Origin of the sequence: Shewanella sp. 10N.286.48.B5 (assembly GCF_002874355.2) — a bacterium.
GTDB lineage: Bacteria > Pseudomonadota > Gammaproteobacteria > Enterobacterales > Shewanellaceae > Shewanella.
In genome coordinates this window covers 232,250-256,365 of sequence record NZ_MCVG02000004.1, presented here as the reverse complement: position 1 = coordinate 256,365, position 24,116 = coordinate 232,250, and the positions used below count along the sequence as shown (strand labels likewise).

Genomic DNA, 24,116 nt, shown 5'->3' with positions numbered 1-24,116 from the left:
ACTCTGGCGGGCTTTTGGCATAATAGCCTTGAGTCTACTAAATATCTGGAAATACTTTTGCAAATACCGATTTTTTTTAATCAGCAATATCCGTCACTGGTTGATATCAGTGAGCGTTGGGGTTTTGAGTGGAGCAAAGAGGCGCAGTTTGAATTGCGTTTTGAGCACAACACCTTAAGCCTGCACAAACGTGATGAACCTAAATTAGATGGTATAAGTGTCGATTTTGTTTCAGGTGCTGTTGCTCACCGTCGTAAATTTGGTGGCGGCCGCGGCCAATCAATCGCCAAAGCGGTAGGCCTTAAACAAGGGGTAACCCCAACCGTGGTTGATGGCACCGCAGGTTTAGGCCGCGATGCTTTTGTGTTGGCTAGCCTAGGTTGCAAAGTGATTATGGTTGAGCGCCATCCTGTAGTAGCAGCGTTACTTGAAGATGGACTGCGCCGTGCTTATGAAGACGCTGAAATTGGTGAGTGGATGCGTGAGCGCATGAGTTTATTTCATGGATCGAGCCTTAGTGCCTTAGCTGATGCTGCTAAAACGACCGCGACAGAAATTGATGTGGTTTATTTAGACCCCATGTATCCCCACCGCGAAAAGTCAGCCTTGGTAAAAAAAGAAATGCGCGTATTCCAAACATTAGTGGGCGCAGACCTTGATGCCGATGGCCTATTGGCGCCAGCAATGGCATTAGCCACTAAGCGAGTGGCAGTAAAACGCCCTGATTACGCTGAAGATCTTGATGGAGTAAAACCGAGTATGGTTATTGCGACTAAGAAAAACCGTTTTGATGTGTATGTGAAAGCGGCAATGAAGTAGGGCTTCACATTTTTTAGCTATAGTTTGATTTTTTTGTTGCTGAAACCATACATTGACATAATATAACCATAGTTTGACAAATTTAAAGCATAGTTTGACATAAAAAGATGTTTTGTAATTTTCACACATGTTAAAAATTGTTTTTAATCAGTTGTTTGCGTTTATTTTAAACCATAGTCTGACAAGTTTGACAAAATATTGAACCGCTGTACGCTTATTGTACTGATATATCTCTTATGTTTTTTACATGTACATTAGAAATTTACGCAAGCCTTCGCCCAATAAAAATGTCTTTAAGTTTGCGAGTGCAAAATTTAACGAAACAATAATGTGTGAAAGCTCGCTAGAGTTCGATGCATGCTTCCATCATGAATATAACGAGTCAGTAGAGACTTTTGGTAGTCAGCCTGAAGGTTTTTATTATTATTTTGAGGGTAAAAGATTACCTTATACACCAGACGCGATACTTCACTATATTGATGGGACGACAAAGTTTCATGAATATAAACCTTACAGTAAGACATTCGACCCTGTTTTTAGAGCAAAGTTTGTAGCTAAAAAAGAGGCTGCTCGGGTATTTGGCACTGAGCTTATTCTCGTTACAGATAAGCAAATCCGTGTAAATCCAATCTTAAATAATCTCAAATTATTACACCGATACTCTGGTATCTATGGTGTGACCGATATTCAACGTGAGTTGCTCCAGTTGATTCGAAAGTCAGGAATAATTCAACTGGATGATGTTGCGGCTGAATATTAACTTTCAATCGGTGAAACCCGTTCTTTACTTTATTCGTTAATGAATAAAAGCTTGATAAAAGCAGATTTGAATCAAGACGACCTTTCTTGCAACCCATCTGTTTGGTGTAATACATGATGGACTTTGAAGATGAGTTTACAGAGTCTACATCTGTCAAAAAGCCTGAAACCCCAGCTCAATACGTCAAGCTAGATGATTCAGAATTAGTTAAGCGCGATCTTGATACTTTCCCTGAATTCCTTAAAGAAAAAGCGCTCGATAAATATAAACTAATTAGTTTTATTGAGCAGGAAAACTCGGCGGCAAAGTCGGTGATGGCAAGCAAGGTCATCATGTTATCCCTCAAGCTGAATGGAAGCGTAATAAACCATTTTTAGATAATATTGGCCTTGGCAATAGAATGAATAAGCCTGAAAATGGCATCTTGTTGCCTAATAGCGCAGGAGGGATTACGCCCGGTGGGCCACAAACGGCTCACAGTGGATCACATCCTAACTACTCTAAGGTCGTGAATAGCAAGCTGAAAAAAATTAAGGATAAATTTGATGCTGGTAAATATGATAAAAGGCAAGCACGGGATGCCGTGCGTAAAGCGCAAATGAAACTAAAAAATGAATTGTTTAATGGCGAGTTTGCAAAAAATCGTTGTGGAGGGTTAGGCTAATGACCGAGCAGTATTTTGTATTAATGGAAGATAATAATAGCCCTTATTATTCAGCCTATCCTTATGGCATTTTATCCCAAGAGCCTGATATTGAGCTTCCAGTCAAGGCTAGTCAATTTAACTTTCCTTTTGACGTTAAAGATATCAGCGGTGATGAAATCTTTTGGAATTTTGATAAACCAGAGCCCTTGTTGTTTGATTATTGTCAGTTTGATGGGCACGTAGTGTCTGCTGAGATAATGGCAATACTCGATAGTCTCAGGTTAGCGCCGTACTTTAAGAAGCGTTTAACGGTGTATATGCAAGGCAAGCAAACCGAGCACGATTATTTCTATATCGCATTTGAGCGTGGCGAGTGGTTAAAAGGTGTGCAACAAGACCCGCAGTTTATTTTTTATGATGAACAAAACTCTGAGTTTCAGTTGGATAGAGAGGGAGATATATTGCCCACAGGTCATATCGCGCTTACCGCAGTTGCAACAAAGTATGATGTTTTCGAATTCACCAATTGTCGTTTTTTATCCTCATACATAGTGCTGAACGCTGAAGCAAAAGAAAAGCTTGAACAGCAAGGGATGAAAGCGGGCAGGTTTGTTCCCTTGCAAGAGGCGTTTAATACTGTACTAGCTGAGTCTATGGATGAGCTGAGCGATTTATTACCTAAGGTGAAAAAGCCTATCAAACCTTGGTTTGCTGATGTTAGCAAGAAAAGTTAGCGCTAAAAAATACCTTAATAGGAAAAATAATGAAACAAGGACTGTTGCTCTTATTAATTGGCTTCTGCCTCTATAAAGCCTGGCAAGACTTTGGCCCAAAGCCTAGCTTGCCTCCTTTGTATAATGAGCCTTATATTGCTGTTTACGGGCGAGACTCATGTGGCCACACCCAAAGGCTACTGCAAGGCTTGAAACAACAGGGCATTGAGCCCCATTACTTAAATGTTGATGATATGAATATTGCCGACAGTTTGCGCGCGCGAATGGAGAAGCAAAATATTGAAACACAGCGCTACAACTTACCTGTCGTGGATGTCAATGCATCACTAACAATACGCCCGACATTGGCGAGCGTACAAGATAGCTTTTTAAACCAATAAACAGTTTGGTTGCATGGAAAACATGGCAACACCATAAAAGATAGTGAAGGGATAAAGCGTGATGGCTCAAGGAATAGGCACTAAAATGCAACAGTGGCAAACGAATTGTTTTATCGGGTTATTAAGCCTTTTGGAAAACGGGGTCAGGTCTTGCCTTTTGCCCTACCAGAACCTAAATAAAATATCTCCAATGCTAAGAATACTAAACTCAGAATTGTCCAGATATGAGTTTGCAAGTGATAGGCTTTTAGTTGTAATAAAATGACAACTCATGACCATCGTGACTAAGGGGTTCCAAGATTTGTCAGCTTATGGTTATATTTTATGTCAGTATATGGTTATATTTTTTAGCTAAGTTATTGAAAGCCAGAAGCGGCTTATGTCAGCTTATACTTGCAGCGACATTTTAGTTAGTAGTCGATACCAACACAGCTATTTTATCAAATCCCATACTTAGATTAAGTATGGGGTTTACGATTGAAATTATCGCTTCTCATATAGTTGCTGAGCCATTTTTCTTTCATTATAACCTCTGATAATGGAGCCATTAATATCCAGTAATGGAATGCTATCCCCACCTAGATTTTCATAACGACGCCGACCTTCAGCTGACTTTTCAATATCAAATTCAGTATAGGCAATATTATTTTTATCAAAGAATACTCGCGCTTTTTCACAATATCCACACCAGTCAGTGGCATATAACACCACCTCGTTAGTTTGGTCGTACTTCTTAGGAAATAATGGCCAATTTTGATATATGGCGAATAGAACGCATAAAATAAAAATTTTCTTCACATTATCTTCCTTGATAACTAAAAATGCATCTCACTCTCATACTTTACATAGCATGGTCATCGATTTTAAGTTGTAAAAGCCGATAACTCTTCGAGAGTAATATTTAAAATAGAGGTTAAAAAATAAGCTGATGATATTAGCATTAATTTTACAGACTTTAAAATTTGCTTTTATACAGTGTGTTACTCATTAACTGAATAGATGATATATGGCATGCTTTTGCTGTACGCGGGGTTTTGTCGCACTTGAATATTAAAAATATCTCAATATAGGCAGTTAAAAACGCTATAATGTGCACAGCAGTTCAAAACCCGCTTCATTCCCTTTAAATACTATCCTTTATTAGAGTCTCACATGATTGAAAAGCAACAGAATAACCCACTTCACGGCCTGAGTTTAGACATCATGATGACTGAGCTGGTTGATTTTTATGATTGGAAAGTACTTTATGCGGCACTGAGGTTGGAGTGCTTTAACCTTAATCCAAGTATGGAAGCGAGTATCAAGTTTCTTAAAAAAACCGAATGGGCTAGAGAGCGAGTTGAGTCTTTCTATCTTTATCGTTTTAAGCAAATGCCAAAAGGTACTGCTGAACAGTTTGAACTAAAGCCAAGAGCTCGCGGGTTTGCTGATGGTATCGTGCCACGTAAGCCACAAGAGTTAACGGTTGAGTTGTTAGATGAACAGCGCGCTAAAGCGACTGAGAATTACGAAGCGATGAAGGCTAAAAATCAGCGTCCTCGTTATGGTAGCGATAAGCCAAGACAACAAGATGCTTATGCGCAAAATCGTAGCTCAGATAAGTCGGGCGCCAAAAGACCTGCGCCATCACAAGACCCAACTAACCCTTGGGGTAAGTAACTCTCTGAGTTAATGGGTTTGAGATAAAACCCATCATTGATAATAAATGCCGCTATTATTGCAACGATAGCGGCATTTTTTATTGCTCAAACTCTGTTAAAATGCACTCGGCAAGTCAATTGGCTGCATACAAGGTGTTTATTAACTCCCCATTCCCATCATTAATTAGAGTTGTTATGAAACGGATTTTATTCCTAGTATTTATGGCGTTTTCTAACGCAAGCGTCGCAGTAGAACCTTTATTTGAAACGCCAGAAGATATGCAGCCGACATGGGTTGATGATATTTTGTCAGTCTTTGGCGCCGATGGTGAGTTTGATGACACTAAAGCCATCGATATGAGCTATTTACCCACCGCTTATTACACCCCCGAGAAAAAGTTTGGCTTAGGTTTGTTAATGGTGGGGTTATATAAAACTGATGGCGCAGCGGCAGAGGAGCAGCCGTCATCGTTAGTACTGAACTCATTTGTATCGATGAATAATTCTTACGGCGTTGAAGTGGAAAACATGACGTTTTTCAATCAAGGAAAGCAGCGCTTATTGCTGCAATTAGAATTGCATAACGAAGCGGCGGTTTATTATGGCCAAGGTATCGAGCAAGGTAATATCGATGCAAATCACCATGAGTTTGAAGAGCAGCTTTATAGTTTTAAACCACGGTGGATGACCGAAGTTGCCAGTAATTTCTTTATTGGTGTTGGCGCAGATTTTATCTATGCCAGCGCTGAAAACTTAGCCTTAGTTGAGCCTGAAATGGCCGTAGATGCGACTGAAACATTGCCGAATAATTTTAGTTCAGGCGTGGTCGTCACCAGTATTTACGACTCGCGGGATTACCGTTTAAATGCCACTAAAGGTTGGTTGTTTCAAGTGGATGCCGGCCTGTATCAAAACGATCAATCATCGTCATTTTCAACTTACAATGTCGAGTTAGCCAATTACATTGATTTAAGCTCTATGTCTGCGCCAGGATTAATCGCTTGGCAACTGCAAGGGCACTTTACTGATGGCGATGTACCTTGGAATTTACTGCCAGATCTAGGTGGCTCTAACGCCATGCGCGGTTATATCAAAGGGCGTTACCGTGACGAGCAAATGATGATGGGCCAAGTTGAGTATCGATTACCGATTTTTCAGCGTTATGGCATGGTTTTTTGGGGCGCGGTGGGCAGCGTTGCGCCTAAAGTGAGCCAATTATCTGATGAGTTAATGACATCCTATGGCACCGGTTTTCGCTTCAATATAAAAGACAATATTAATCTGCGTTTTGATGTCGGTGTGGGTGAAAATGAAACTAACTTCTATCTTAATGTGAATGAAGTTTTTTAATTTACTGTTTGACGTATCAATAACAGGCGAGCATGAATAACACAATTTCTGAATTGCATATAAGCACCACAAGATGGCGAACTTTGGCTAACTCATTGGCCATGTCATTGGCGCTGTCATCTAAGTCAGTGGCTATGTCATTGGTGATGCTCGCCATACTGTATGCGGCAGCTGCTAGTGATGCATTGGCCAATGAAGCCATCGTCAAAGATGCCCTTGCTAGTGAATCTCTTGCTAATGAAACAGACCCGCAATGCAGCCGTAATGCTCATTACAGCATTTATCTTAATGGGATACACACTGGCGAAATGACCAGAACTGAGCATTGGCAAGGCAAATCAGCGGTAGTAACGTCAAACAGTGAAGCCAGTATTTTAGGCATTGGCACCCAATATCAGCAGCGGGCAGAACTGTCTTGGTCTGATGCAACTAATGAATGGTTAACGGATGAGTTTCATCAACAAGTGTCAGGATTTCGCTCACGGGATATGCAAGTCACTTTTGATGACGCAGGGCGACAGTCGCGGGTCGATATTGATGGCGATGTGGATACCTATGTGTCAAAAGAACTCCCTTTGCGCGATGTGGATACCTTGGCGATTCAAATTCGGGAGCATTTATTACAAGGTCGGCAGCAATTCGCCTTAGTAAGGCAAGCCTCTGATGGCATCGAGCCCTACCAGTTTTATGTGCAGCAAAAGCAAACGGTTACACTTGCACCTTGGGGGGAGGTAACCTTGATCCCCGTGGAGCAAACTGGCGATGAAGATGTCACCTACTATTTTGCTGCAGATATGGATTATCAACTGATTAAAGCCCGCTATCACGGCATTATCCTCAAAGGGTTAATTGAACTCGACAGCTACTCTTCATCGTGCGAACCAAGCTCTGTTAAATAACGCCAATTTACAGCATTAAAATCGTTATTTTTGACTATTTTTATGGCAAAAAATAATTTGTGATGGCTGTTATCGGCCTCACAAAACGATTCTCGCAAACTCAGATAATTCATCTCAAGCATTAGCCAATGCTAAGTAAACCCAGACTCTATTCATCGTTAACTCTTGCTGTTATGCCTAGTGCATTTTTTTAGGGCTTATCAGGTTTAAGTTACTTGTGTATCAGTTCTGTCAGTCTATTTGTGTCAATTTGTAGGTAGTTGTGAGTTTTGTTGCGAAGCCATTCCATATTACGCCTAAGTCGATATACTACAAAAGTGCTATTTAGCTAACGAAAAATGGATTGTTTGTAGATGAGAAGATTTATCCCATGGCTGTGCAGTATGCTTTTTTTAGCAAGCTTGAGTGCTGTTGCCAATGATGCTTTCCTCAAATTAGAACAATCAATTAAAGGGCTTTCTGCTGCAGAATCGATTGCGTTATTAGACCAATTTGATCTTACAGGCAGCAACTTTGATGCTGAATCTCAAGCAAAGTATTATTTTGTTTATGGCCAGCAGTACGAAAAAACTCGCCAGTTGGAATTAGCTATAGCCAGTTATGATAAAGGTATCGCGCTGGTTAGCTCTTTGGCGGTGACTGATATCTTAATTGATAGCTACTTAGAGCGCTCCTTTGCTAAATATCTCCAAACTAACGATCCTGCGGTTTACTGTGAAGATAGAACACTCGCGCTCCATTATGCTCGTCAGCATAACAACTCAGAATTACTCGCTAAGACATTAACTCAAAATGCTTTTTGTTATACAGAGCCTACTACGGTTCAACAGGGCATTGATTTATTAAGCGAAGCGCTGACAGTCGTTGATAAAAGTAGTGCGCTAAACTTAAACCGTAAAGCTTTGATTTATAATGCGACAGGTAATCTTTATCGGCGTGTGGGATTACATCAACAAGGGTATGAAAACTTTGAAAAAGCCTACCTGACTTGGCAGCGTATTAATGACAAAGAAGACATGTTCAATATGCAACACAATATGCTTAGCGAGGCATTAAAGCTAGGGGATTGGGATAAAGCTCAGAAAAGCCTGACGGTGCAGTTCACTTTGGCCAATGAAGCTAAAGATTACAAAGATTTATTATTTTTCGCGCATCTAAATAGCGGCCGCGTGGCGCTAAGAATGAATGATTTTCCCCTTGCTATTGAGCATTTAGAAAAAGCGGTTGCATTACACCACACTTCCAAAGAAAGTTATTTTAAAACCAGCAATTACTTATATCTGGCGTTAGCTTATTTAAGAATTGGTGATGCAGTAAAAGCGGCTGAAATGGCGCGCGCATTCAAACAAGATAAACACTTTAGTCAAAACCAGCAAAGCATGATTTTACAGGCCGATGCCATAATTGCGATGGATGAGGCTAAGCCCATTGAGGCCGTTAATACGCTGCTTGATGTCATTGATTTAGAAAGGGAGGCGCACCAAAGCGTCATTAGCAACCACGTTATCATTTCTGCGCTTGGTCATAATGACCAATTGGTCAATTTTGAAAATCAATTACTGGCGAATAGGCTTGCTATTAATGAATTAAACTTGGTAGCAGTTGAAGATAAAGAGCGTATTTATCAGCTTAATCTGATGCTACTTTTTGTTTCTGCTGTGGTGTTATTAACCTTGATTATTTTCCTATTGCTCTCGCGGCGATCGTTAAAATTTCGTGCAGAAATTGACTTTCTTACCGGGCTTTATAATCGTGGCCAAACCTTTACCCAAGGTCAGAGCCTCGTTGAAAAAGCGGCAAAAAAACAGCAACCTTTGGCAGTGATCCTGTTTGATATTGATAACTTCAAAACCATTAATGACACTTATGGGCATCATGTGGGCGATCTTGCGCTAAAATCGCTGTCAAAAAGAGTAAAAGCCTTATTAAAAAACAGTGACTTGATAGGTAGGATCGGCGGTGAAGAGTTTTTGATAGTGTTACCCAATACTAATATGGATCAAGCCTTTGCGATATCAGAGCGTTTGCGTCACGGCATAGCATCTCGAGCGTTTCACTTTGACGATATTAGTCTTGATTTAACGGTGAGCATGGGAGTGGTAAATAATATTGATAGCACTAAGTCATTATTTGATTTAGCAAAAATAGCAGATGAAGCACTGTACCGAGCTAAATATGCAGGTAAAAATAAAGTGCACCTTGCTGCTGAGTGCGCATAACCCTTACCAAAAACAGCTTGGCTAATGCAGTCCTATTAGCAAGTGTAATTAGCTAACCTTTAACGCTCTCTTTGCACCGTAATGGTGCAAGGTTTGTTTCAAAATCCTGCATTTATGATCCATTTCTGTGTTTTTTTTAATGTGTTCTTTCCCTTCGGATAAATTATTTAATCAATAAATTCAGTGTCTAATGTTTAGTTTCTAACCATTTTAGTGCAAAGCGCCAAAAGCTGGCATGTAACCTGAAACATTTTTAGGCAGTTGAATAATTGTTTAGGTAATGGAAGGGAATAAATATGACCACAAGACCGCTAATATTTACAGACATGGACGGTACTTTACTTGATCACTTTGATTACAGTTTCTCCAGCGCAATAGCGGTAATTGAAGGATTAAATGAAAAGCAAATTCCTATTATCCCTAATACCAGTAAAACGTTTGCCGAAATGGAAAAGTTTCAGCAAACCATTGGTTTTAACTCACCGTTTATTTCAGAAAATGGCGCAGTGATCTACATTCCCATTGGTTACTTTGACACTCAACCTCAAGACACCTTTACCCAAGGGTATTATTGGGTAAAAGAATTTTGTGAGCCAAGAAGCCATTGGTTAACCTTACTGGAAACCGAGGCCAAAGCATTTACAGAAGATTACCTTGGTTTTTCATCTCTGACAGCCGAAGAGCTTTGTGAGCTAACGGATTTAACCCCAGAAAAAGCCACTCTGGCCTTGGTAAGGCATTACTCTGAGCCGTTATTGTGGACCGGTGATGACACTCGAAAGCAAGCCTTTATGGCCCATATGAATAGCCTAGGCGCGAATATGCTCCAAGGTGGGCGTTTCTTACATGTTGGCGGCCATACAGATAAAGGCCGCGCCATGGACTGGTTAGCCCAGCAATATGCCAATGCTTATCAAACCAACGTGCAAACCATTGCCCTCGGTGACAGTGGTAACGACAGCGCCATGCTAGAGGCGGCTGATATTGCCATTCAAATTAAATCTCCCACTCATACTTTTCCAAAAATCGATACCACATCAACACCGATTCAAAGTAGCCAATACGGCCCTAAAGGCTGGGCAGAATGCCTAGAAGCTTTGTTTTTAAACCCAAAGTCTTCAACATCATTGAAGCTTGAGGAGGCATAACATGGCTGATTTTTACCAAAATGGCATAGTGACTACCCTACATAATCTGACCCAGCGTACCCATGAAGAGATGGAGCAGGACTTACTTAAATTTGCTAAAACGCGGCCGTTAGGGCTGATTTTACCTTCGCTGTATTCAGAGCTAGAGGGTGAAGCCTTACCTGCAATTATTAGTAAATTAAAAGACGTGCCTTACTTAAATGAAATTGTGATTGGGCTTGATAGGGCCGATAAAGAGCAATATAAACAGGCGCTGGGTTTTTTTAATCAGCTGCCACAACACCATAGAGTACTTTGGAATGACGGCCCCAGACTGCAAGCCCTTGATGCTAAATTAAGTGAGTTGGGCCTTGCGCCGAAAGAGCTCGGTAAAGGCCGTAACGTTTGGTACTGCATGGGTTATATTTTGGCGTCCGGCAAAACGGAATCAGTGGCACTGCATGATTGCGATATTGTCACCTATGAAAAATCCCTGCTGGCAAGATTGTTATATCCGGTGGCCAATCCACAGTTTAATTACGAGTTCAGTAAAGGTTTTTATGCCCGCATGTCCAACGGCAAAATTAATGGCCGCGTGTCTCGACTATTGGTCACGCCATTGATTAAAGCCTTACAAAGAGTGGTGGGTCATAATGATTATTTAGAATATATGGACAGCTTTCGTTATCCATTAGCCGGAGAGTTTTCATTTAGACGTGATGTGTTAAACGATTTACGTATTCCCAGTGATTGGGGCTTAGAGATTGGGGTGCTGAGTGAGATGCATCGTAACTATGCTCATAACCGTATTTGTCAGGTGGACATTGCGGATAATTACGATCACAAACATCAGGATTTATCCCTAGATAATGCGGAAGCGGGCTTATCAAAAATGTCGATTGATATCACCAAGGCGTTTTATCGTAAATTGGCTACCCAAGGGGAAACCTTTAGTACCGAAGCCTTTAGAACCCTAAAAGCGACCTATTATCGTATCGCCCTCGATTATGTGGAAACTTACCATAATGATGCGCTTATGAATGGGCTCACCACCGATATCCATACTGAAGAAAAAGCCGTAGAAATGTTTGCCCAAAATATTGTGACCGCTGGGCAGCGTTTTCTTGATAACCCAATGGAAACCCCTTTTATGCCAACATGGAGCCGGGTGATCAGCGCTATGCCTGATGTGCTTGAGCAGCTCAAAGAAGCGGTAGAGGCTGATAATGCAGAGTTTATGTAATTATGAGTGAGATTTTAGGATACCCGCGAGCAGGGCAAGCTCGCAGGTTTGAAGAGGTCAAAATGGCAGACATTAGTGCACTTAAGCAAAAGCTAATTCAGCAGTTAGGTTGTATTTATCAAGATATCACACTAGATGTGTCAGTGGATGATCTTGCTGAGCAATTGATTAACACCATGAATATTAGTGTCGATTGTGATGAGCCACATCCCTATGCCAATCATTGGTCGCAGCACGATGTCATCATGATCACCTATGGTGATAGCATTATTCAAGAGGGGCAAAAGCCGTTATCCATTCTTGCAGAATTTATGGATAACTATCTTGAGTGCATCAATGGGGTGCATATCTTGCCATTCTTTCCTTATAGTTCGGATGATGGCTTTGCTGTAATTGATTACTCAAGTGTCAATGATGCCTTAGGTGATTGGTCGGATATTGAGTTAATTGCCAACAAACGCAGATTAATGTCTGATTTAGTGATTAATCACTGCTCTAGCCGTAGCGCGTGGTTTCAAAACTTCATTAAAGGTGAGGGCCTAGGTCATGATTACTTTTTTACCGCTAAGCCTGAGGATGATTTATCTGCGGTAGTGCGGCCACGGACATCTGATTTACTAAGGCCCACAGATACCGCTAAAGGTCTGCAGCATGTGTGGTGCACCTTTAGTCATGACCAAGTGGATTTTGACTTTAGAAACCCGCAAGTGCTGCTGGAGTTTGTGAAGATCATCAGACAATACCTTGATGCAGGCGTGAATATTTTCCGTTTAGATGCAGTGGCGTTTTTATGGAAAATCGTCGGCACTAAATCGATTAATCTAGTGCAAACTCATGAAGTGATTAGATTACTACGCACCCTTATTGAGCATGCGCAACATAATGCGGTGGTGATCACCGAAACCAACATACCCAATACCCAAAACCTAACCTATTTTGGTAATGCTAACGAAGCCCATTGTATTTATAACTTTTCATTGCCGCCGTTATTGATTAATACCTTGATCACTGGCAGTTGTTTATACCTTAAACGTTGGCAGATGAGTATGCCGCCCGCGCAGGACGGCACCACTTACTTTAACTTTATTGCCTCCCACGATGGTGTAGGGCTAAGACCTGCTGAAGGCTTATTAGATGAGGATGAAATTAACACCCTAGTGGAAACCATGGTGTCATTTGGCGGCAAAATATCTAGCCGCACCTCTGAAGAGGGGGAGCAAAAGCCCTATGAAATGAACATTGCTTTAATTGACGCCTTACAAGGCACAGTGAAAGGTAAAGATGAGTTTGGTTTAGCTCGGTTTAGCTGCGCCCACGCGATTATGCTGGGGCTTGAGGGCATACCAGGTATTTATATTCATAGCTTGTTAGGCACTGGCAATGATTATGAAAAGCTAGCCAATACCTCCCATAACCGGGCTATTAACCGTCATCGCTGGGACTATGGAGAGCTAAGTAGATTACTAGCCGATGATAATAATCAGCACAGTAAAGTGCTGGCATCATTAACTAAGCTAATTAGTATTCGTACACGGCAGCGAGCATTTAACCCTAATGCGACCCAGTTTACGTTGCATTTAGGTTTACAGTTATTTGGTTTCTGGCGTCAAAGCCGTGATAGACGACAAAGTATTTTTTGTATCAGTAATATTACCGATCAAGTGATGGAGCTGCCGTTGGCTGAACTGAATTTAATTGGCACTGAAACCTGGTTTGATCTCATTGATGGTGAGGTGATTGCAGATATTAATGCAGTAATGTTACTTGAGCCCTATCAAACGGTGTGGATCAGTAACGTGGCTTAGTGTAAAAACCGCTTAAAAGATAAATTGCTTAAAATCAGCAACCTAAAGCAAAGGGCTAACCTTGCTTTAGGGTCACTTTTTATATCGTTATTTTTTAGCTAAAGTGCTGTTACTTAGCTAAAGTATAAAGCTTTAAAATACCTTCCAAGCTATTCGAAGAGTCATTTAAATTGGTGGCGAGACTAACCGAGCGCTGGGCACTATCCTTGATGGTTTCTGCTTGGCCTCGAATATCCCTTAGCTGGCCAGCAATATCTCGCGCTGCCGCACTTTGCTCCTCTGATGAGGTTGCTATTTGGCTACTCATATCAAACACATGGCTAATAGAGCCAACCATTTGATCCACATCGTTACCGACAGACTCAATGGCATTACGGCCTTTATCTGCCTGCGCCACAATATCGGTGGTGATGTGCGAAAGAGTATTAGTGTCTTGCTGCAGTCCCTCAATCATGGTTTGAATTTCAACAGTGGCTTGCTGGGTGCGACTGGCTAAGGTGCGCACTTCATCAGCAACCACGGCAAAGCCTCGACCTTGCTCACCGGCGCGAGCCGCTTCAATAGCAGCATTTAGGGCTAACAGGTTGGTTTGTTCTGAAATGCTGTTAATGGTGGTGACCACAGCGCCGATATTAGCGGCGGCGGTAGATAACTCAGCCACTGAGCTTGAGGCTTCTGAAATTCTGCCTGTTAAGGTGCTAATACGGGTAACGGCTTCAGTAATTTGCACCTGGCTGTTATTAGCTTGGGCTGAGTTGAGCTGAGTCTGCTCAGAGGTATTCGAGGCATTGTGGGATACTTCCTCAATGGCTGCGGTCATTTGCGCCATAGCAACTGATACCGTATCTAAAAAATCATGTTGGTACTGGGTTAACTGCTCACTTTGTTGCGCCTGTTGATTAAACTCAACCGCAGCACCAGCTAGTGTTTCAGCATTAACTGCAATGGCTGACACCATTTCACTCATATTATCGGCGCTGCGATCAATTTCACGGGCAATAACACTGAAATCATCGCTACCAAAAAAATTCAGTCGCTGGCTTAAATCACCGTCTGCAAGGCGCTTAATGGCAATATACATATCCCACAGGCCGCCACCAAGGGAGGTCGAGATCCAATAGCAAACCAGATATAAGGGCAATAAGCTCAATAAGGCTATCATCATTATGTTTTTAGTAGCTGATTTTGCTGCCATTTCAATTTGGGTGACATTAATAGTGGTTACAAGTGCTTGATTGCCAACCGCAGCACTGACGGTAATGTTATCGCCGCTACGTTTGGCGGCGCTCATATAACCCACAGACGCATTTATTTGTCGGGCAAAGTCAGCAAGTGCATCGTCTGATAAGTTTTGAGCCTTGGCACTGTTCGCGTAAGCATCAATGGTTGTTTGGGCAAATTGCTGTGATGACTGGCTTATTTGGCTATTGCTATTAAGGTAATTTGTCAGTGCTATAGCTGCGGTAAAAAAGGTGACTAGGGTACAAATAACCCAAAATTTACCATTTAGGCTCAGCTTAATTAGTACGGCATCGACTTTGCGAAAACTAATTTGTTTCATTTGAAATCCTCGGCGTAAGCCTTAGTCTTGGTATGTAACTGATATAAAAGGAATAGCTTTAAAATAAATTGACGCTAATCCCAGTGTTAAATGATTGGCGTTATTTGCCTTATTGTTAAAAGACCGCCGCATACAAACATATCGGCAATTGGCGGTAAAAGTTTAATAATAATCTTGTTTATATCCGAGGCAAAACAGAGGGCAAAATTGGCGAGACAATTAGCTTTAAAGATAAATTAAGCGCTTATATTTAGGGCGTTTATTTTATTATGTTGGGTTAAATTTGCTAGTTTGACTTATTGTCAGTGGCGCTGCTTATATTTTAAACAGAGTTTATTAGCTACTTTGTCGCAAGCTGTCATTAGGCCGCAAAAATAATTATAAATACAGGTACAGGTGAAAGTACAAATAGTGAAGGATAACTATTCTAAGCCAGGTATGGATATCGATGACATCCTGTCAGACCTTCATTGCTGTTTTCATGCACTTTTTTTAATTTTTTAAATACCATTAAACTCATACACCAATCATGTAGCCAGCTTCACAGTGCTCATTGAATGTGTATAAAGGAATTATCCATGAGCCAAGACACGAAATTAGTCATCAATGAAATTACCCAAGATGCGAAAAATATGGCGCGACTATGTTGGGTTGGCACCTTGTTTTTCGGCTTCATTCCGGCGCTGGTATTGTTGTTTGTGAAACAAGATGATGACTATATCCAAGCACAATCAAAAGAGGCGTTGAATTGGTTTCTCACTGGTGTCGTTGGTTATAGCATTGGGTTTATGCTTTTCTTTAGCTTAATGGGAGTCATGCTTACTTTAGTATTGGCTATCAGTCATTTGGTCTTTTGTACCATAGGCGCTTTAGCCACCTCCAAAGGCGACAGTTTCCGCGTGCCCTTAGCCTGCGATTAATTAAGTAAACTGAAGTCAAATCCCATGGTGACAGTTTTAGGGGCTGAAAAATGTATATAGCAGCCACTAGGGCCTTTATCGCGTGTCAGTAATGGGCTTTTTCAGTAATTTACGTTGCAGCGTTCTTCTGTGCATCCCCAATAGCCTTGCCGTGGCAGAAATGTTGCCATTATTGGCGGTCAGAACCTGTTGAATATGCTCCCACTCTAGTAGCTTGGGCGAAATCGGCTGCTCAGACAATAACGGCTCATTTTGCTCATTGGGGCTAACATTGAGGGCGTTTAATAAGGTTTGGGTATCAACGGGTTTGGCTAAGTAATTGTCGGCACCTAATCTGATGGCTTCAACTGCAGTGGCAATACTGGCGTAGCCTGTTAGTAATACGATTAATGCGTTAGGCAGGTATTGGCGCAGCGGGGTGATTAACGCTAAACCATTCTTATCGGCCAATTTCATGTCTAATAAAATATGACTCGGTGCATGCTGGCGGGCTTTTAATAAGCTTTGCTCCGCACTGTTACATTGCACGCAGTTAAATCCATGACGGCTTAAGCGGCTGGCGAGCACGGCGGCTAAGGCGCTATCATCTTCAATAATGAGTAAGTTATTCATACCTAATAAGCCTATTTTTCTATGGGTAAGGTTACAGTGGCAATCATGCCTTGCTCTGGGTTGGGTTGTAGGGTTAGTTTGCCGCCTAAGCGCTCAAAACTGGCATGGCTTAATAACACTGCAATCCCTAAGCCTTTGGGACTTTCAATCATTTTATGGCCAAGTTTTTCCAGCAAACTTTCAGACATACCTTCACCAAAATCGTAAATGCCAATGCTTAGCCCAACTTGTTTATCTAAGGTGATTTTTATCGCTACTTTTTGGGTTTGAATATTTTCCTGACTGGCTCTGGCGGCATTTTCAATTAATGCCAATAATGCCGGTAATAGACTCATATCGGTGAGAATTTCTACTCGGTCAGCGTTGTCAGCCAGGGTTAAAGACAGCTGAATTTCAGGCATGAGTAAATTAACTTGCTCTTGCAGGCTACTGGTTAAATTATTCACGGTTTGCGAGTGCATTTTTTCCGATCGAATAGACTCGGTGGCCTGCCTTAAATCTGTTAGGCTTTTCTCGCAGCGATTCAGCGCCTTATTCATTTCAAGCTGTAAGTGACCCGCTTGATTATCTTCGCCAAGCTCTTCTAATAATAGCCTTAAAGTGGCCAGTGGCGTAGCCAATTGGTGAGCCATTTGTGCTGATACTGTGCCCAGCGCCAATAGCTTTTCTTGGCGCATTTGCGCTTCGCGCAAGTAATGTAATTGGGCGTTTTTTTGGCGAATTTTTTTAGCAATAAACGCCACCGTGGTGGTGAGTACTAATGCTGAAATAACAAAGTTAAACCACATGCCTAAGTAGTGGGAACTCATGTCCATACCATGGTGCATGCTGTGATCGGGTTGAGTAAAAATCATCGCACTGTAGGCGGCGGTAGAAATAAGCGCCAAACACCAAGGGGCCCATTGTGGCAACATGACAGCAGCGATGGCGATAGGCAATAAAAGCAATGAAATAAAGGCATTAGCTGAGCCACCAGTACAATACAGCCATATAATCCAAAATAGGGTATCTAGCAATAAGGTGGCAAACAATAATTGGTTTTGGTTAATGGCGTAACGAACGCGAAAGCCAATAGCGACATAGACAGCTTCAACAGCAAGAATAAAGTTGAGTTCCATTGGTGGGGCGGTTAAGCCAAATAACTGAGTCGCAAATAAGATCAAGCCTATTTTTAATAGCCAATAAATGAGCCGTAATGCGGATAGTTGTGCTGTTGGCGTGCCCATTAAAGCCGCTGATTTTGCGACGTTATTATTGTGGATTTTATTATTATTGATTTGATTATTGGTCACGTTGTTATTGTTTACCTTTTTTATTTTTAGTGGGGTAAATAACTTGGTATAAGTGATGATACATTAATTGAATTATGCAGACTTTAACATCACATCTTGTTTATTTTGTGCGGAGGAGCAAAGCAAGCGTTTTAGGCGGTATTCCCTTTTGCATCAATGAAATATATTTATCTTTTTCGCCAGCTTTTTATAGTAAAAAGCCAAACTATGATGCTGTTATCCAATGCCCAGTAGTATTAAATGCCCAGTATCAATTACCCAGTATCGATGACCTAGGCTGAAATTATTAACTCATAAAGCGATAATATGGTTTATATCGTTCTGTTTTAAAAGGTTAATTTGACTTGCTAATATCAATCGTGGTTATATTTTAAACCTTGAGTGCCACTGTGATGCTTTAATCAAGCTGTTATTGGGCATTAAGTATCAATATAGATAGTAAAGGACAACTATTTTAAGCCCTGATATGGATATCAATCATATCCTTTCAGATCTGCTGGATAGTGTTTATTACTTTTTCTATTTGCTACGAACTAAATACTAAATACCGCTAAAGTCTTGCACCCAGTTTTAGTGGGTTCATTGGGTGTCTATAAAGGAATGAATAATGAGCGAAAATACCGACGTAGTGATAAATGAAATTTCACAAGATAGTAAAAATATGGCGCTGTTGTGCTGGATTGGTACCATCTTTTTTGGGTTTATCCCCTCGTTGGTGTTGTATCTAGTCAAAGAAGATGATGCATACCTTAGAGAGCAGTCTAAAGAGGCGCTGAACTGGTCAATTACTGCCACCATTGGTTATTTCATTTCGTTCATTCTTACTTTCATTTTAATTGGGGTGTTATTTACCTTGGTATTGGGCGTTTGTCATTTGGTCTTTTGCATTATGGGCGCGATTGCCACATCAAAAGGTGATAACTTTCGCGTGCCATATACTTTGCGATTAATTAAGTAAATCTGCTGTCAGTTATTGAGCCATTAATGGCTCAATAACGTCTATTAACAACGAAAGGATATTGTTGTGGAAAGTAATGTTTTTGACCGTCGCAATACAGACGACACCCTGATCAGTCCCACTTTTTATAATCTTGTTATTGGCTTAACACTCTGCTGGGGCTTTGGCGTTAATTGGTGGATGGTGACAAATATTTCACCGCAAGCAATTGCAGATATTAATTCGTGGGTGTTTTTTATCGGGTATTTTGCGTCATGCTTTTTGGGTGTTTATCTATTTTCCTCATCTGATAAACCCATTGTTAGTTTTGCTGGCTACAACTTTGTGGTGGTGCCATTTGGCTTCATTATTAATTTAGTGGTGAGCCAATATGATGCCGCATTAGTATCAGAAGCCATTCGGATTACAGGGCTAGTGACTATCGGCATGATGTGTCTAGGAACGTTATTTCCGGCGTTTTTTAGCAAAATCGCTGGTGCGCTAACCATTGCTTTATTGTTAGTGATTGTCGTTGAGCTGATTGAAATATACGTGTTTGGTATTCATCACGGCATATTAGATTGGATTGTGGTGCTGATTTTTTGTGGCTACATAGGCTATGACTGGGGCCGTGCCAATCAAATTCCGAAAACAGTAGATAATGCTATTGATAGTGCTGCAGCCCTGTATATGGATATCATTAACTTGTTCCTTAGAATTTTGCGTATTCTGGGTCGTAAGTAAAATCGAGTAAGGCGACACCAACAGAGCCATAAGGCGCTGTTGGTGTCAGTCAGATCATCCAAGGAGAAGCCTGTTGCAACTCGTAAAGCCAAGTGGCTACTACCAGCAAAGCTATATTGATTATATTACCGAGCTAGAGGATGAAGAGCGCTACCCGTTTCCGCTTGATTTTGACCACAGTGATTTTGGCGCAATGCTCGAAAAAATCAGTGACTTTGCCCGCGGGCAGAATTTACCTGCAGGTTATGTGGCCAGTGAAACTTATTGGTTAGTGGAGGGTGATGAGCTCTTAGGTGTCGCCAATTTACGCTTAACTCTCAATGATAATATTCGTTATTGTGGCGGCCATATTGGACTCGGTATTCGACCGCGTTTTCGAGGTAAAGGCTTAGGGGTTGAATTGCTGGCGCAAACTATCGCATTGGCAAAGGGTAAAGGCATCAATGAGCTGCATATTCATTGTTATAAGCACAATCTTGCCTCGGCAAAAATGATCATCGCCAATGGTGGGGTGCTTGATTCTGAAATTGAATTAGATACTCAAAGCAATGAGAAAAATCAGCAAGATAACGCTGCGGCAATAATACAGCGCTATCGAGTATCTTGAATTAGAGTTAACTCGCGAGCTGGCTGACGGCTTGAGTGAGTTTTTCGGCAAGTTCTGGGTTCGTTAATGTACCTGTTTCTACATCAAAATTTTGATAAAAGCTGGGTACCGACAAAGTGCCTTTTACATCAGCGGCAAAGTAGGGCGCTGATGTGGTTGCGGCGGTTAATACCGTGTTAGCACCGCCAGGGCCTGGTGAGGTGGCTAATAATAGCGTTGGTTTATTTTGAAACAGTTTTTGATCAATACGTGATGTCCAGTCAAACAGGTTTTTGTAGGCTGCAGTGTAAGAGCCATTATGCTCTGCAAAAGAAATGACTAAAGCATCTGCCTGGGTGATTTTATCAAAAAAGGCTTGTGCCAATGCAGGCTTGCCTAACTCTTTTTCTCTATCTTCGCTAAATAATGCTATTTCATAATCGTTAATATCTAACAATTCTACTTCCGCGCCATCGACTAAGTTAGCGGCTAAGTTAGCGGCATAATGTGCCAAGGTTTTGTTGATTGAATGACGACTACTGCTTGCTGCAAATGCTAATATTTTCATGTTATTGCCTTATTTAAATCGCTGATATTGTAAACACCTAAAACCAAAGCGGTGGATGACTAAAGTGTGTTTGCTATTAACTTATGCAGCTACTGTACGGCTTTTTTGCGGATTGATTAAGTTAGTTGTTGGATATTTATTGTTTCCATATAACTCGCAATAGTGGTTTTTTAAGCTATTTTAATCTTTATTGGAATGAATAACGCCGTTATAGTGGCTCAAATGCAGTAACAATGGCCGAGCGTGATGGATCAAGATACAAAGCTATTTGATGGTGTGGTGATTTTTACCCAAGTGATCGAGCTTGGGAGCTTTTCGTTAGCGGCAGAAAAAACCGGCCATTCCACTTCTTATGTCAGTAAAACTGTCACAAAATTAGAGCAGCGGCTTCATACTCGATTATTGCATCGCAGCACGCGTTCGCTGAGTTTAACCGCAGAGGGCAAGCTGTTTTATCAGCAATGTCAGCAAATGGTCGCCGATGCCCAAGCGGCAATCAATATGATCGATAGCAGCTTAATGACCCCCAACGGCACTCTAAAGATTAGCTGCCCAGTGACCTTTGGCTTGCAATATTTACAACCCATTTTGTCTTTGTATATGCGCATGTATCCCGAGGTAAAGCTAGACATTGATTTTAGCGATCGCCATGTGGACTTAGTGCAAGAGGGCTATGATTTAGCGATTCGAGCCACCGGACAATTAACTGATTCGAGTTTAATCTGTAAACGTATTGGTCAATTTCATGCGCATGTTGTGGCAACGCCGCAATACCTTGCCACACACGGAACCCCGCAAGTACCCAGCGAGTTAACTGAGCACCAATGTATTTGCTATAGCAATTTAAAGCAGCCAGGTCGCTGGCTGTTTGAACATGCTGATGGTCGCTCAGAAACGGTAACTGTGGCGCAAGTGATTGGTTGTAATAATGCAAATATGGAACTGGCGATGGTGCTCGATCATCACGGTATTTGCCGCTTACCCTCATTTTACTTAACTGTAGCGCTTGAAAAACAGCAGCTCAGCATACTGTTTGAAGATTACATTCAACCTCAAATCGACATATATGCGGTTTATCCAAGCCGTAAGCATTTATCCCCAAAAGTTCGCCGCTTTATCGACTTGCTGGTGGAGCATATGCCTAGTCAGTAACACTTATCAATGCCTCCAATATTGGCGCCGACCAATACCTATAACCAAGCATTATAGGTATTGGTGTTAATCCTCAAATGGCTTGTTACAGGATGAATGTTGCCACCAAATTATTTAACGACTTTGCTTGCAGCTTCAAATCTTGCGCTTGCTGTAAGCTTTCTGCAGCAGCAAGGCTAATTTCATCGGTGACGTCTTTAATCGCTACCGTATTTTGGGTGATTTCATTGGTGACTTGGGTTTGCTCTTCAGCAGCAGTGGCAATCTGACTGGCCATGTCTGAAATTAACGCTACTGCTTGGGTGATCTCACCAATCGCGTTGGTGGCCTCATTAACATCGGTAACACTGTTAGCGGCTAAGGATTGACTGGTTTGCATCAAGCTTACTGCTCTTGAAGTGGTTTTTTGCAAGGTTTCAATAGTTTGATGTATCTCTTGGGTTGAATCTTGGGTTCGTCGAGATAGTACTCTGACCTCATCAGCCACCACTGCAAAGCCTCGGCCTTGTTCGCCTGCACGGGCAGCTTCAATGGCGGCATTTAATGCCAGTAAGTTTGTTTGTTCAGCAATGCCTTGAATCGTCGACAAAATACTTGAAATTGAATGAGCATGGCGGCTTAAATCGCCAATCACATCAGTGGCTTGAGTGACTTCATCTGCCAGCAAATTGATTGACTGGCGAGTGTTATCAACCAAACTTTGCCCTTGTAAACTACTTGTGCTTGATTGCTGCGCTGCAGCTGCAGTATTTTCCGCATTTGAAGCAATTTCGTTGGTGGCACTGGCCATTTGGGTTACGGCAGTGGCAACCATAGTGACTTCTTGTTGCTGCACTTGTAGCTCTTTTGCTGCTTCATGTGAATTGCCCAAGCTTTGATCCGCTTTTTGGTCAAGTTCATGAGCTACCTGACGGATTTGAGTAATCAGCTGATGCTGACTATGTACAAATAAGTTGAAATTTTCAGCCAGTGTTCCTACTTCATCTTTACTCTCAATTTCAATACGCTGGGTTAAGTCGCCATTGCCTTGAGCTATGTGGGCTAATGCTTGTGACACTTTTGATAAAGGCGCAAGTAAGCGACTCATCATCAAAGAAATAGACACCATGCTTACCAGTAAAATAATGGCAGCAATACCGAGCTGGGTCAGGAGTAATGATTTAAGTGGCGCTTCCAAGGTTGCTTGGTCAAGTACGAGGATAAGTTCCCAGTCAGTATTAGGGATTGCTTCTAGCCAGATAAGTTTATCTTTGTCTTCAGGAGCGAAGTGAATCGACATGAGTTCATTTGCGCGACGATTTTGCTGCAAAAGGCTGTAATCAAGGTCGTTATCAATGGCGCGGATATGGCCCATGGTTTTACTTGAGTCTTTATAGGCGATAACCGTACCGTCTCGGTGGATCATGATGGCAAAACCGTTCGAAGGTAGTTTCATTTGCTTGACATCATTAACCAAGTCATTAATGGATAGATCCCCAGCTACCACACCATTGATCGTTGGTGTGGCAAGGGTTACAACCAAAGTATTATAAAAAGCATCAAGGTAAGGCGTGGTTATTATTAATTGTTGTTCTGAGTTAGCTTGCTGATACCAAGGGCGTTGACGTGGGTCGTAATCGCTGAAATCAATACTTTGATCTGAATCTATCATTTCGCCTGAAGCTTTACCGAAGTAGGTTGATTCAAAACGACCAGATTGCTTCGCCTGAAGCAAAGCATCAAGTGTGTTGCTGTTGGCTTTGTCGCCCATCGCATTGACGATATCTTTTCTGCTGTCTAACCACTCACTGATCCTTTGGGCTTGCTGAGCACTTAAGCGCTGAACTTGCTCAAGATTAGTCTGCATAAGCATGGTTTTTTGATTGGAGTAACTAAGCCAAGATAGCAGCGTTATCACCATCGATAATGCGATTAGTACAGGTATAAGTATTTTGTGCTTTAATGAATAAGATTTCATAGGGGTCGTTGTTATTAAAGTAAAAGTGGGCAGGCATTAGTATTATTAAACTAAATTAAGGTGTTAATTAGCCAATGGGGCTGCTAAAGGTGTGATATTGCTACAAGGTTACGCAATTGCTTGACTATAAAAACATCGACACAATCTAATGGTTAACATTGCTGT

24 protein-coding genes are annotated in these 24,116 nt (G+C 41.5%); 18 read left to right on the top strand and 6 right to left on the bottom strand.

The annotated features are described in order from the left end of the window. Positions 1-51 precede the first annotated feature (51 nt). From BCU57_RS20070 to BCU57_RS20045, 6 genes are all read left to right on the top strand, one after another. The gene (locus BCU57_RS20070; RefSeq protein ID WP_198589950.1) at positions 52-819 is read left to right on the top strand and encodes a class I SAM-dependent methyltransferase; all 768 of its coding nucleotides are present in this window, start codon (positions 52-54) and stop codon (positions 817-819) included. 247 nt (positions 820-1,066) lie between these two features. Further along, the gene (locus BCU57_RS20065; RefSeq protein ID WP_241903541.1) at positions 1,067-1,579 is read left to right on the top strand and encodes a Tn7 transposase TnsA N-terminal domain-containing protein; all 513 of its coding nucleotides are present in this window, start codon (positions 1,067-1,069) and stop codon (positions 1,577-1,579) included. A 113-nt stretch (positions 1,580-1,692) separates the two neighbouring features. Then, positions 1,693-1,956 (top strand): hypothetical protein, encoded by a 264-nt coding sequence (locus tag BCU57_RS20060; protein ID WP_241903542.1) that lies wholly within the window; start codon positions 1,693-1,695, stop codon positions 1,954-1,956. Further along, positions 1,917-2,243, top strand: coding sequence for an AHH domain-containing protein (locus tag BCU57_RS20055; protein ID WP_102439391.1), 327 nt, complete (start codon positions 1,917-1,919; stop codon positions 2,241-2,243). The genes BCU57_RS20060 and BCU57_RS20055 overlap by 40 nt, the downstream gene beginning before the upstream one ends. Then, a complete protein-coding gene (locus tag BCU57_RS20050; protein ID WP_102439392.1) occupies positions 2,243-2,959 on the top strand; it encodes an Imm43 family immunity protein in 717 nt (238 codons plus the stop codon). The genes BCU57_RS20055 and BCU57_RS20050 overlap by 1 nt, the downstream gene beginning before the upstream one ends. 29 nt (positions 2,960-2,988) lie before the next feature. Continuing rightward, positions 2,989-3,339 carry a glutaredoxin domain-containing protein gene (locus tag BCU57_RS20045; protein ID WP_102439393.1) on the top strand — a complete coding sequence of 117 codons (351 nt, stop codon included), beginning with the start codon at positions 2,989-2,991 and terminating at the stop codon, positions 3,337-3,339. Between the two features lie 483 nt (positions 3,340-3,822). Here BCU57_RS20045 and BCU57_RS20040 read toward each other — a convergent pair whose 3' ends face one another. Next, positions 3,823-4,137: a glutaredoxin family protein gene (locus tag BCU57_RS20040; protein ID WP_198589948.1), complete on the bottom strand. Its 315-nt coding sequence runs from the start codon at positions 4,135-4,137 to the stop codon at positions 3,823-3,825. 354 nt (positions 4,138-4,491) lie between these two features. Between BCU57_RS20040 and BCU57_RS20035 the strand changes: the two genes are divergently transcribed. The 7 genes from BCU57_RS20035 to BCU57_RS20005 all read left to right on the top strand — a co-directional run bounded on the left by BCU57_RS20035 (position 4,492) and on the right by BCU57_RS20005 (position 13,622). Beyond that, on the top strand, positions 4,492-4,998 hold the full coding sequence (locus tag BCU57_RS20035) for a VF530 family DNA-binding protein (protein ID WP_102439395.1): 507 nt from the start codon (positions 4,492-4,494) through the stop codon (positions 4,996-4,998). A gap of 176 nt (positions 4,999-5,174) precedes the next feature. Further along, on the top strand, positions 5,175-6,329 hold the full coding sequence (locus BCU57_RS20030) for a BamA/TamA family outer membrane protein (protein WP_102439396.1): 1,155 nt from the start codon (positions 5,175-5,177) through the stop codon (positions 6,327-6,329). Positions 6,330-6,361: 32 nt separating this feature from the next. Beyond that, positions 6,362-7,228 (top strand): hypothetical protein, encoded by an 867-nt coding sequence (locus BCU57_RS20025; RefSeq protein ID WP_347232000.1) that lies wholly within the window; start codon positions 6,362-6,364, stop codon positions 7,226-7,228. Positions 7,229-7,611: 383 nt separating this feature from the next. Then, on the top strand, positions 7,612-9,447 hold the full coding sequence (locus tag BCU57_RS20020) for a GGDEF domain-containing protein (protein WP_102439397.1): 1,836 nt from the start codon (positions 7,612-7,614) through the stop codon (positions 9,445-9,447). A gap of 296 nt (positions 9,448-9,743) precedes the next feature. Beyond that, positions 9,744-10,595: an HAD-IIB family hydrolase gene (locus BCU57_RS20015; RefSeq protein ID WP_102439398.1), complete on the top strand. Its 852-nt coding sequence runs from the start codon at positions 9,744-9,746 to the stop codon at positions 10,593-10,595. A 1-nt stretch (position 10,596) separates the two neighbouring features. After that, a complete protein-coding gene (locus BCU57_RS20010; protein WP_076538328.1) occupies positions 10,597-11,817 on the top strand; it encodes a glycosyl transferase in 1,221 nt (406 codons plus the stop codon). A 62-nt stretch (positions 11,818-11,879) separates the two neighbouring features. Further along, positions 11,880-13,622 (top strand): sugar phosphorylase, encoded by a 1,743-nt coding sequence (locus BCU57_RS20005; RefSeq protein ID WP_102439445.1) that lies wholly within the window; start codon positions 11,880-11,882, stop codon positions 13,620-13,622. A 109-nt stretch (positions 13,623-13,731) separates the two neighbouring features. Here BCU57_RS20005 and BCU57_RS20000 read toward each other — a convergent pair whose 3' ends face one another. After that, the gene (locus BCU57_RS20000) at positions 13,732-15,183 is read right to left on the bottom strand and encodes a methyl-accepting chemotaxis protein (protein ID WP_102439399.1); all 1,452 of its coding nucleotides are present in this window, start codon (positions 15,181-15,183) and stop codon (positions 13,732-13,734) included. Between the two features lie 578 nt (positions 15,184-15,761). Between BCU57_RS20000 and BCU57_RS19995 the strand changes: the two genes are divergently transcribed. Next, the gene (locus BCU57_RS19995) at positions 15,762-16,103 is read left to right on the top strand and encodes a DUF4870 domain-containing protein (protein WP_102439400.1); all 342 of its coding nucleotides are present in this window, start codon (positions 15,762-15,764) and stop codon (positions 16,101-16,103) included. Between the two features lie 75 nt (positions 16,104-16,178). On the opposite strand, the gene BCU57_RS19990 is transcribed toward BCU57_RS19995, so the two are convergent. Both BCU57_RS19990 and BCU57_RS19985 read right to left on the bottom strand, forming a co-directional pair. Beyond that, the gene (locus tag BCU57_RS19990; RefSeq protein WP_102439401.1) at positions 16,179-16,715 is read right to left on the bottom strand and encodes a response regulator transcription factor; all 537 of its coding nucleotides are present in this window, start codon (positions 16,713-16,715) and stop codon (positions 16,179-16,181) included. Between the two features lie 11 nt (positions 16,716-16,726). Continuing rightward, positions 16,727-18,007 (bottom strand): sensor histidine kinase, encoded by a 1,281-nt coding sequence (locus BCU57_RS19985; RefSeq protein WP_347230803.1) that lies wholly within the window; start codon positions 18,005-18,007, stop codon positions 16,727-16,729. Positions 18,008-18,614: 607 nt separating this feature from the next. On the opposite strand from BCU57_RS19985, the gene BCU57_RS19980 reads away from it, so the two are divergent. The 3 genes from BCU57_RS19980 to BCU57_RS19970 all read left to right on the top strand — a co-directional run bounded on the left by BCU57_RS19980 (position 18,615) and on the right by BCU57_RS19970 (position 20,295). Further along, positions 18,615-18,965, top strand: a complete 351-nt coding sequence (locus BCU57_RS19980) for a DUF4870 domain-containing protein (protein WP_102439402.1) — start codon at positions 18,615-18,617, stop codon at positions 18,963-18,965. Positions 18,966-19,031: 66 nt separating this feature from the next. Continuing rightward, positions 19,032-19,688 (top strand): Bax inhibitor-1 family protein, encoded by a 657-nt coding sequence (locus tag BCU57_RS19975; RefSeq protein WP_372002147.1) that lies wholly within the window; start codon positions 19,032-19,034, stop codon positions 19,686-19,688. 73 nt (positions 19,689-19,761) lie between these two features. After that, positions 19,762-20,295: a GNAT family N-acetyltransferase gene (locus tag BCU57_RS19970; RefSeq protein ID WP_102439404.1), complete on the top strand. Its 534-nt coding sequence runs from the start codon at positions 19,762-19,764 to the stop codon at positions 20,293-20,295. A gap of 7 nt (positions 20,296-20,302) precedes the next feature. Here BCU57_RS19970 and BCU57_RS19965 read toward each other — a convergent pair whose 3' ends face one another. Then, complete coding sequence (locus tag BCU57_RS19965; RefSeq protein ID WP_102439405.1) at positions 20,303-20,842, bottom strand: NADPH-dependent FMN reductase; 540 nt, start codon at positions 20,840-20,842, stop codon at positions 20,303-20,305. 246 nt (positions 20,843-21,088) lie between these two features. On the opposite strand from BCU57_RS19965, the gene BCU57_RS19960 reads away from it, so the two are divergent. Further along, positions 21,089-21,994, top strand: coding sequence for a LysR family transcriptional regulator (locus BCU57_RS19960; protein WP_102439406.1), 906 nt, complete (start codon positions 21,089-21,091; stop codon positions 21,992-21,994). Between the two features lie 85 nt (positions 21,995-22,079). Here the strand turns inward: BCU57_RS19960 and BCU57_RS19955 are convergent, their stop codons facing one another. Continuing rightward, positions 22,080-23,951: a methyl-accepting chemotaxis protein gene (locus BCU57_RS19955; RefSeq protein ID WP_102439407.1), complete on the bottom strand. Its 1,872-nt coding sequence runs from the start codon at positions 23,949-23,951 to the stop codon at positions 22,080-22,082. Positions 23,952-24,116: the final 165 nt, after the last annotated feature.

Excerpts from the sequence above, each read along its gene's own strand:
- BCU57_RS20065 (WP_241903541.1), top strand. The coding sequence starts at position 1,067 with ATGTACATTAGAAATTTACGCAAGCCTTCGCCCAATAAAAATGTCTTT.
- BCU57_RS20060 (WP_241903542.1), top strand. The coding sequence starts at position 1,693 with ATGATGGACTTTGAAGATGAGTTTACAGAGTCTACATCTGTCAAAAAG.
- BCU57_RS20050 (WP_102439392.1), top strand. The coding sequence starts at position 2,243 with ATGACCGAGCAGTATTTTGTATTAATGGAAGATAATAATAGCCCTTAT.
- BCU57_RS20045 (WP_102439393.1), top strand. The coding sequence starts at position 2,989 with ATGAAACAAGGACTGTTGCTCTTATTAATTGGCTTCTGCCTCTATAAA.
- BCU57_RS20035 (WP_102439395.1), top strand. The coding sequence starts at position 4,492 with ATGATTGAAAAGCAACAGAATAACCCACTTCACGGCCTGAGTTTAGAC.
- BCU57_RS20030 (WP_102439396.1), top strand. The coding sequence starts at position 5,175 with ATGAAACGGATTTTATTCCTAGTATTTATGGCGTTTTCTAACGCAAGC.
- BCU57_RS20025 (WP_347232000.1), top strand. The coding sequence starts at position 6,362 with ATGAATAACACAATTTCTGAATTGCATATAAGCACCACAAGATGGCGA.
- BCU57_RS20020 (WP_102439397.1), top strand. The coding sequence starts at position 7,612 with ATGCTTTTTTTAGCAAGCTTGAGTGCTGTTGCCAATGATGCTTTCCTC.
- BCU57_RS20015 (WP_102439398.1), top strand. The coding sequence starts at position 9,744 with ATGACCACAAGACCGCTAATATTTACAGACATGGACGGTACTTTACTT.
- BCU57_RS20010 (WP_076538328.1), top strand. The coding sequence starts at position 10,597 with ATGGCTGATTTTTACCAAAATGGCATAGTGACTACCCTACATAATCTG.
- BCU57_RS20005 (WP_102439445.1), top strand. The coding sequence starts at position 11,880 with ATGGCAGACATTAGTGCACTTAAGCAAAAGCTAATTCAGCAGTTAGGT.
- BCU57_RS20000 (WP_102439399.1), bottom strand. The coding sequence starts at position 15,183 with ATGAAACAAATTAGTTTTCGCAAAGTCGATGCCGTACTAATTAAGCTG.
- BCU57_RS19995 (WP_102439400.1), top strand. The coding sequence starts at position 15,762 with ATGAGCCAAGACACGAAATTAGTCATCAATGAAATTACCCAAGATGCG.
- BCU57_RS19990 (WP_102439401.1), bottom strand. The coding sequence starts at position 16,715 with ATGAATAACTTACTCATTATTGAAGATGATAGCGCCTTAGCCGCCGTG.
- BCU57_RS19980 (WP_102439402.1), top strand. The coding sequence starts at position 18,615 with ATGAGCGAAAATACCGACGTAGTGATAAATGAAATTTCACAAGATAGT.
- BCU57_RS19965 (WP_102439405.1), bottom strand. The coding sequence starts at position 20,842 with ATGAAAATATTAGCATTTGCAGCAAGCAGTAGTCGTCATTCAATCAAC.
- BCU57_RS19960 (WP_102439406.1), top strand. The coding sequence starts at position 21,089 with ATGGATCAAGATACAAAGCTATTTGATGGTGTGGTGATTTTTACCCAA.
- BCU57_RS19955 (WP_102439407.1), bottom strand. The coding sequence starts at position 23,951 with ATGAAATCTTATTCATTAAAGCACAAAATACTTATACCTGTACTAATC.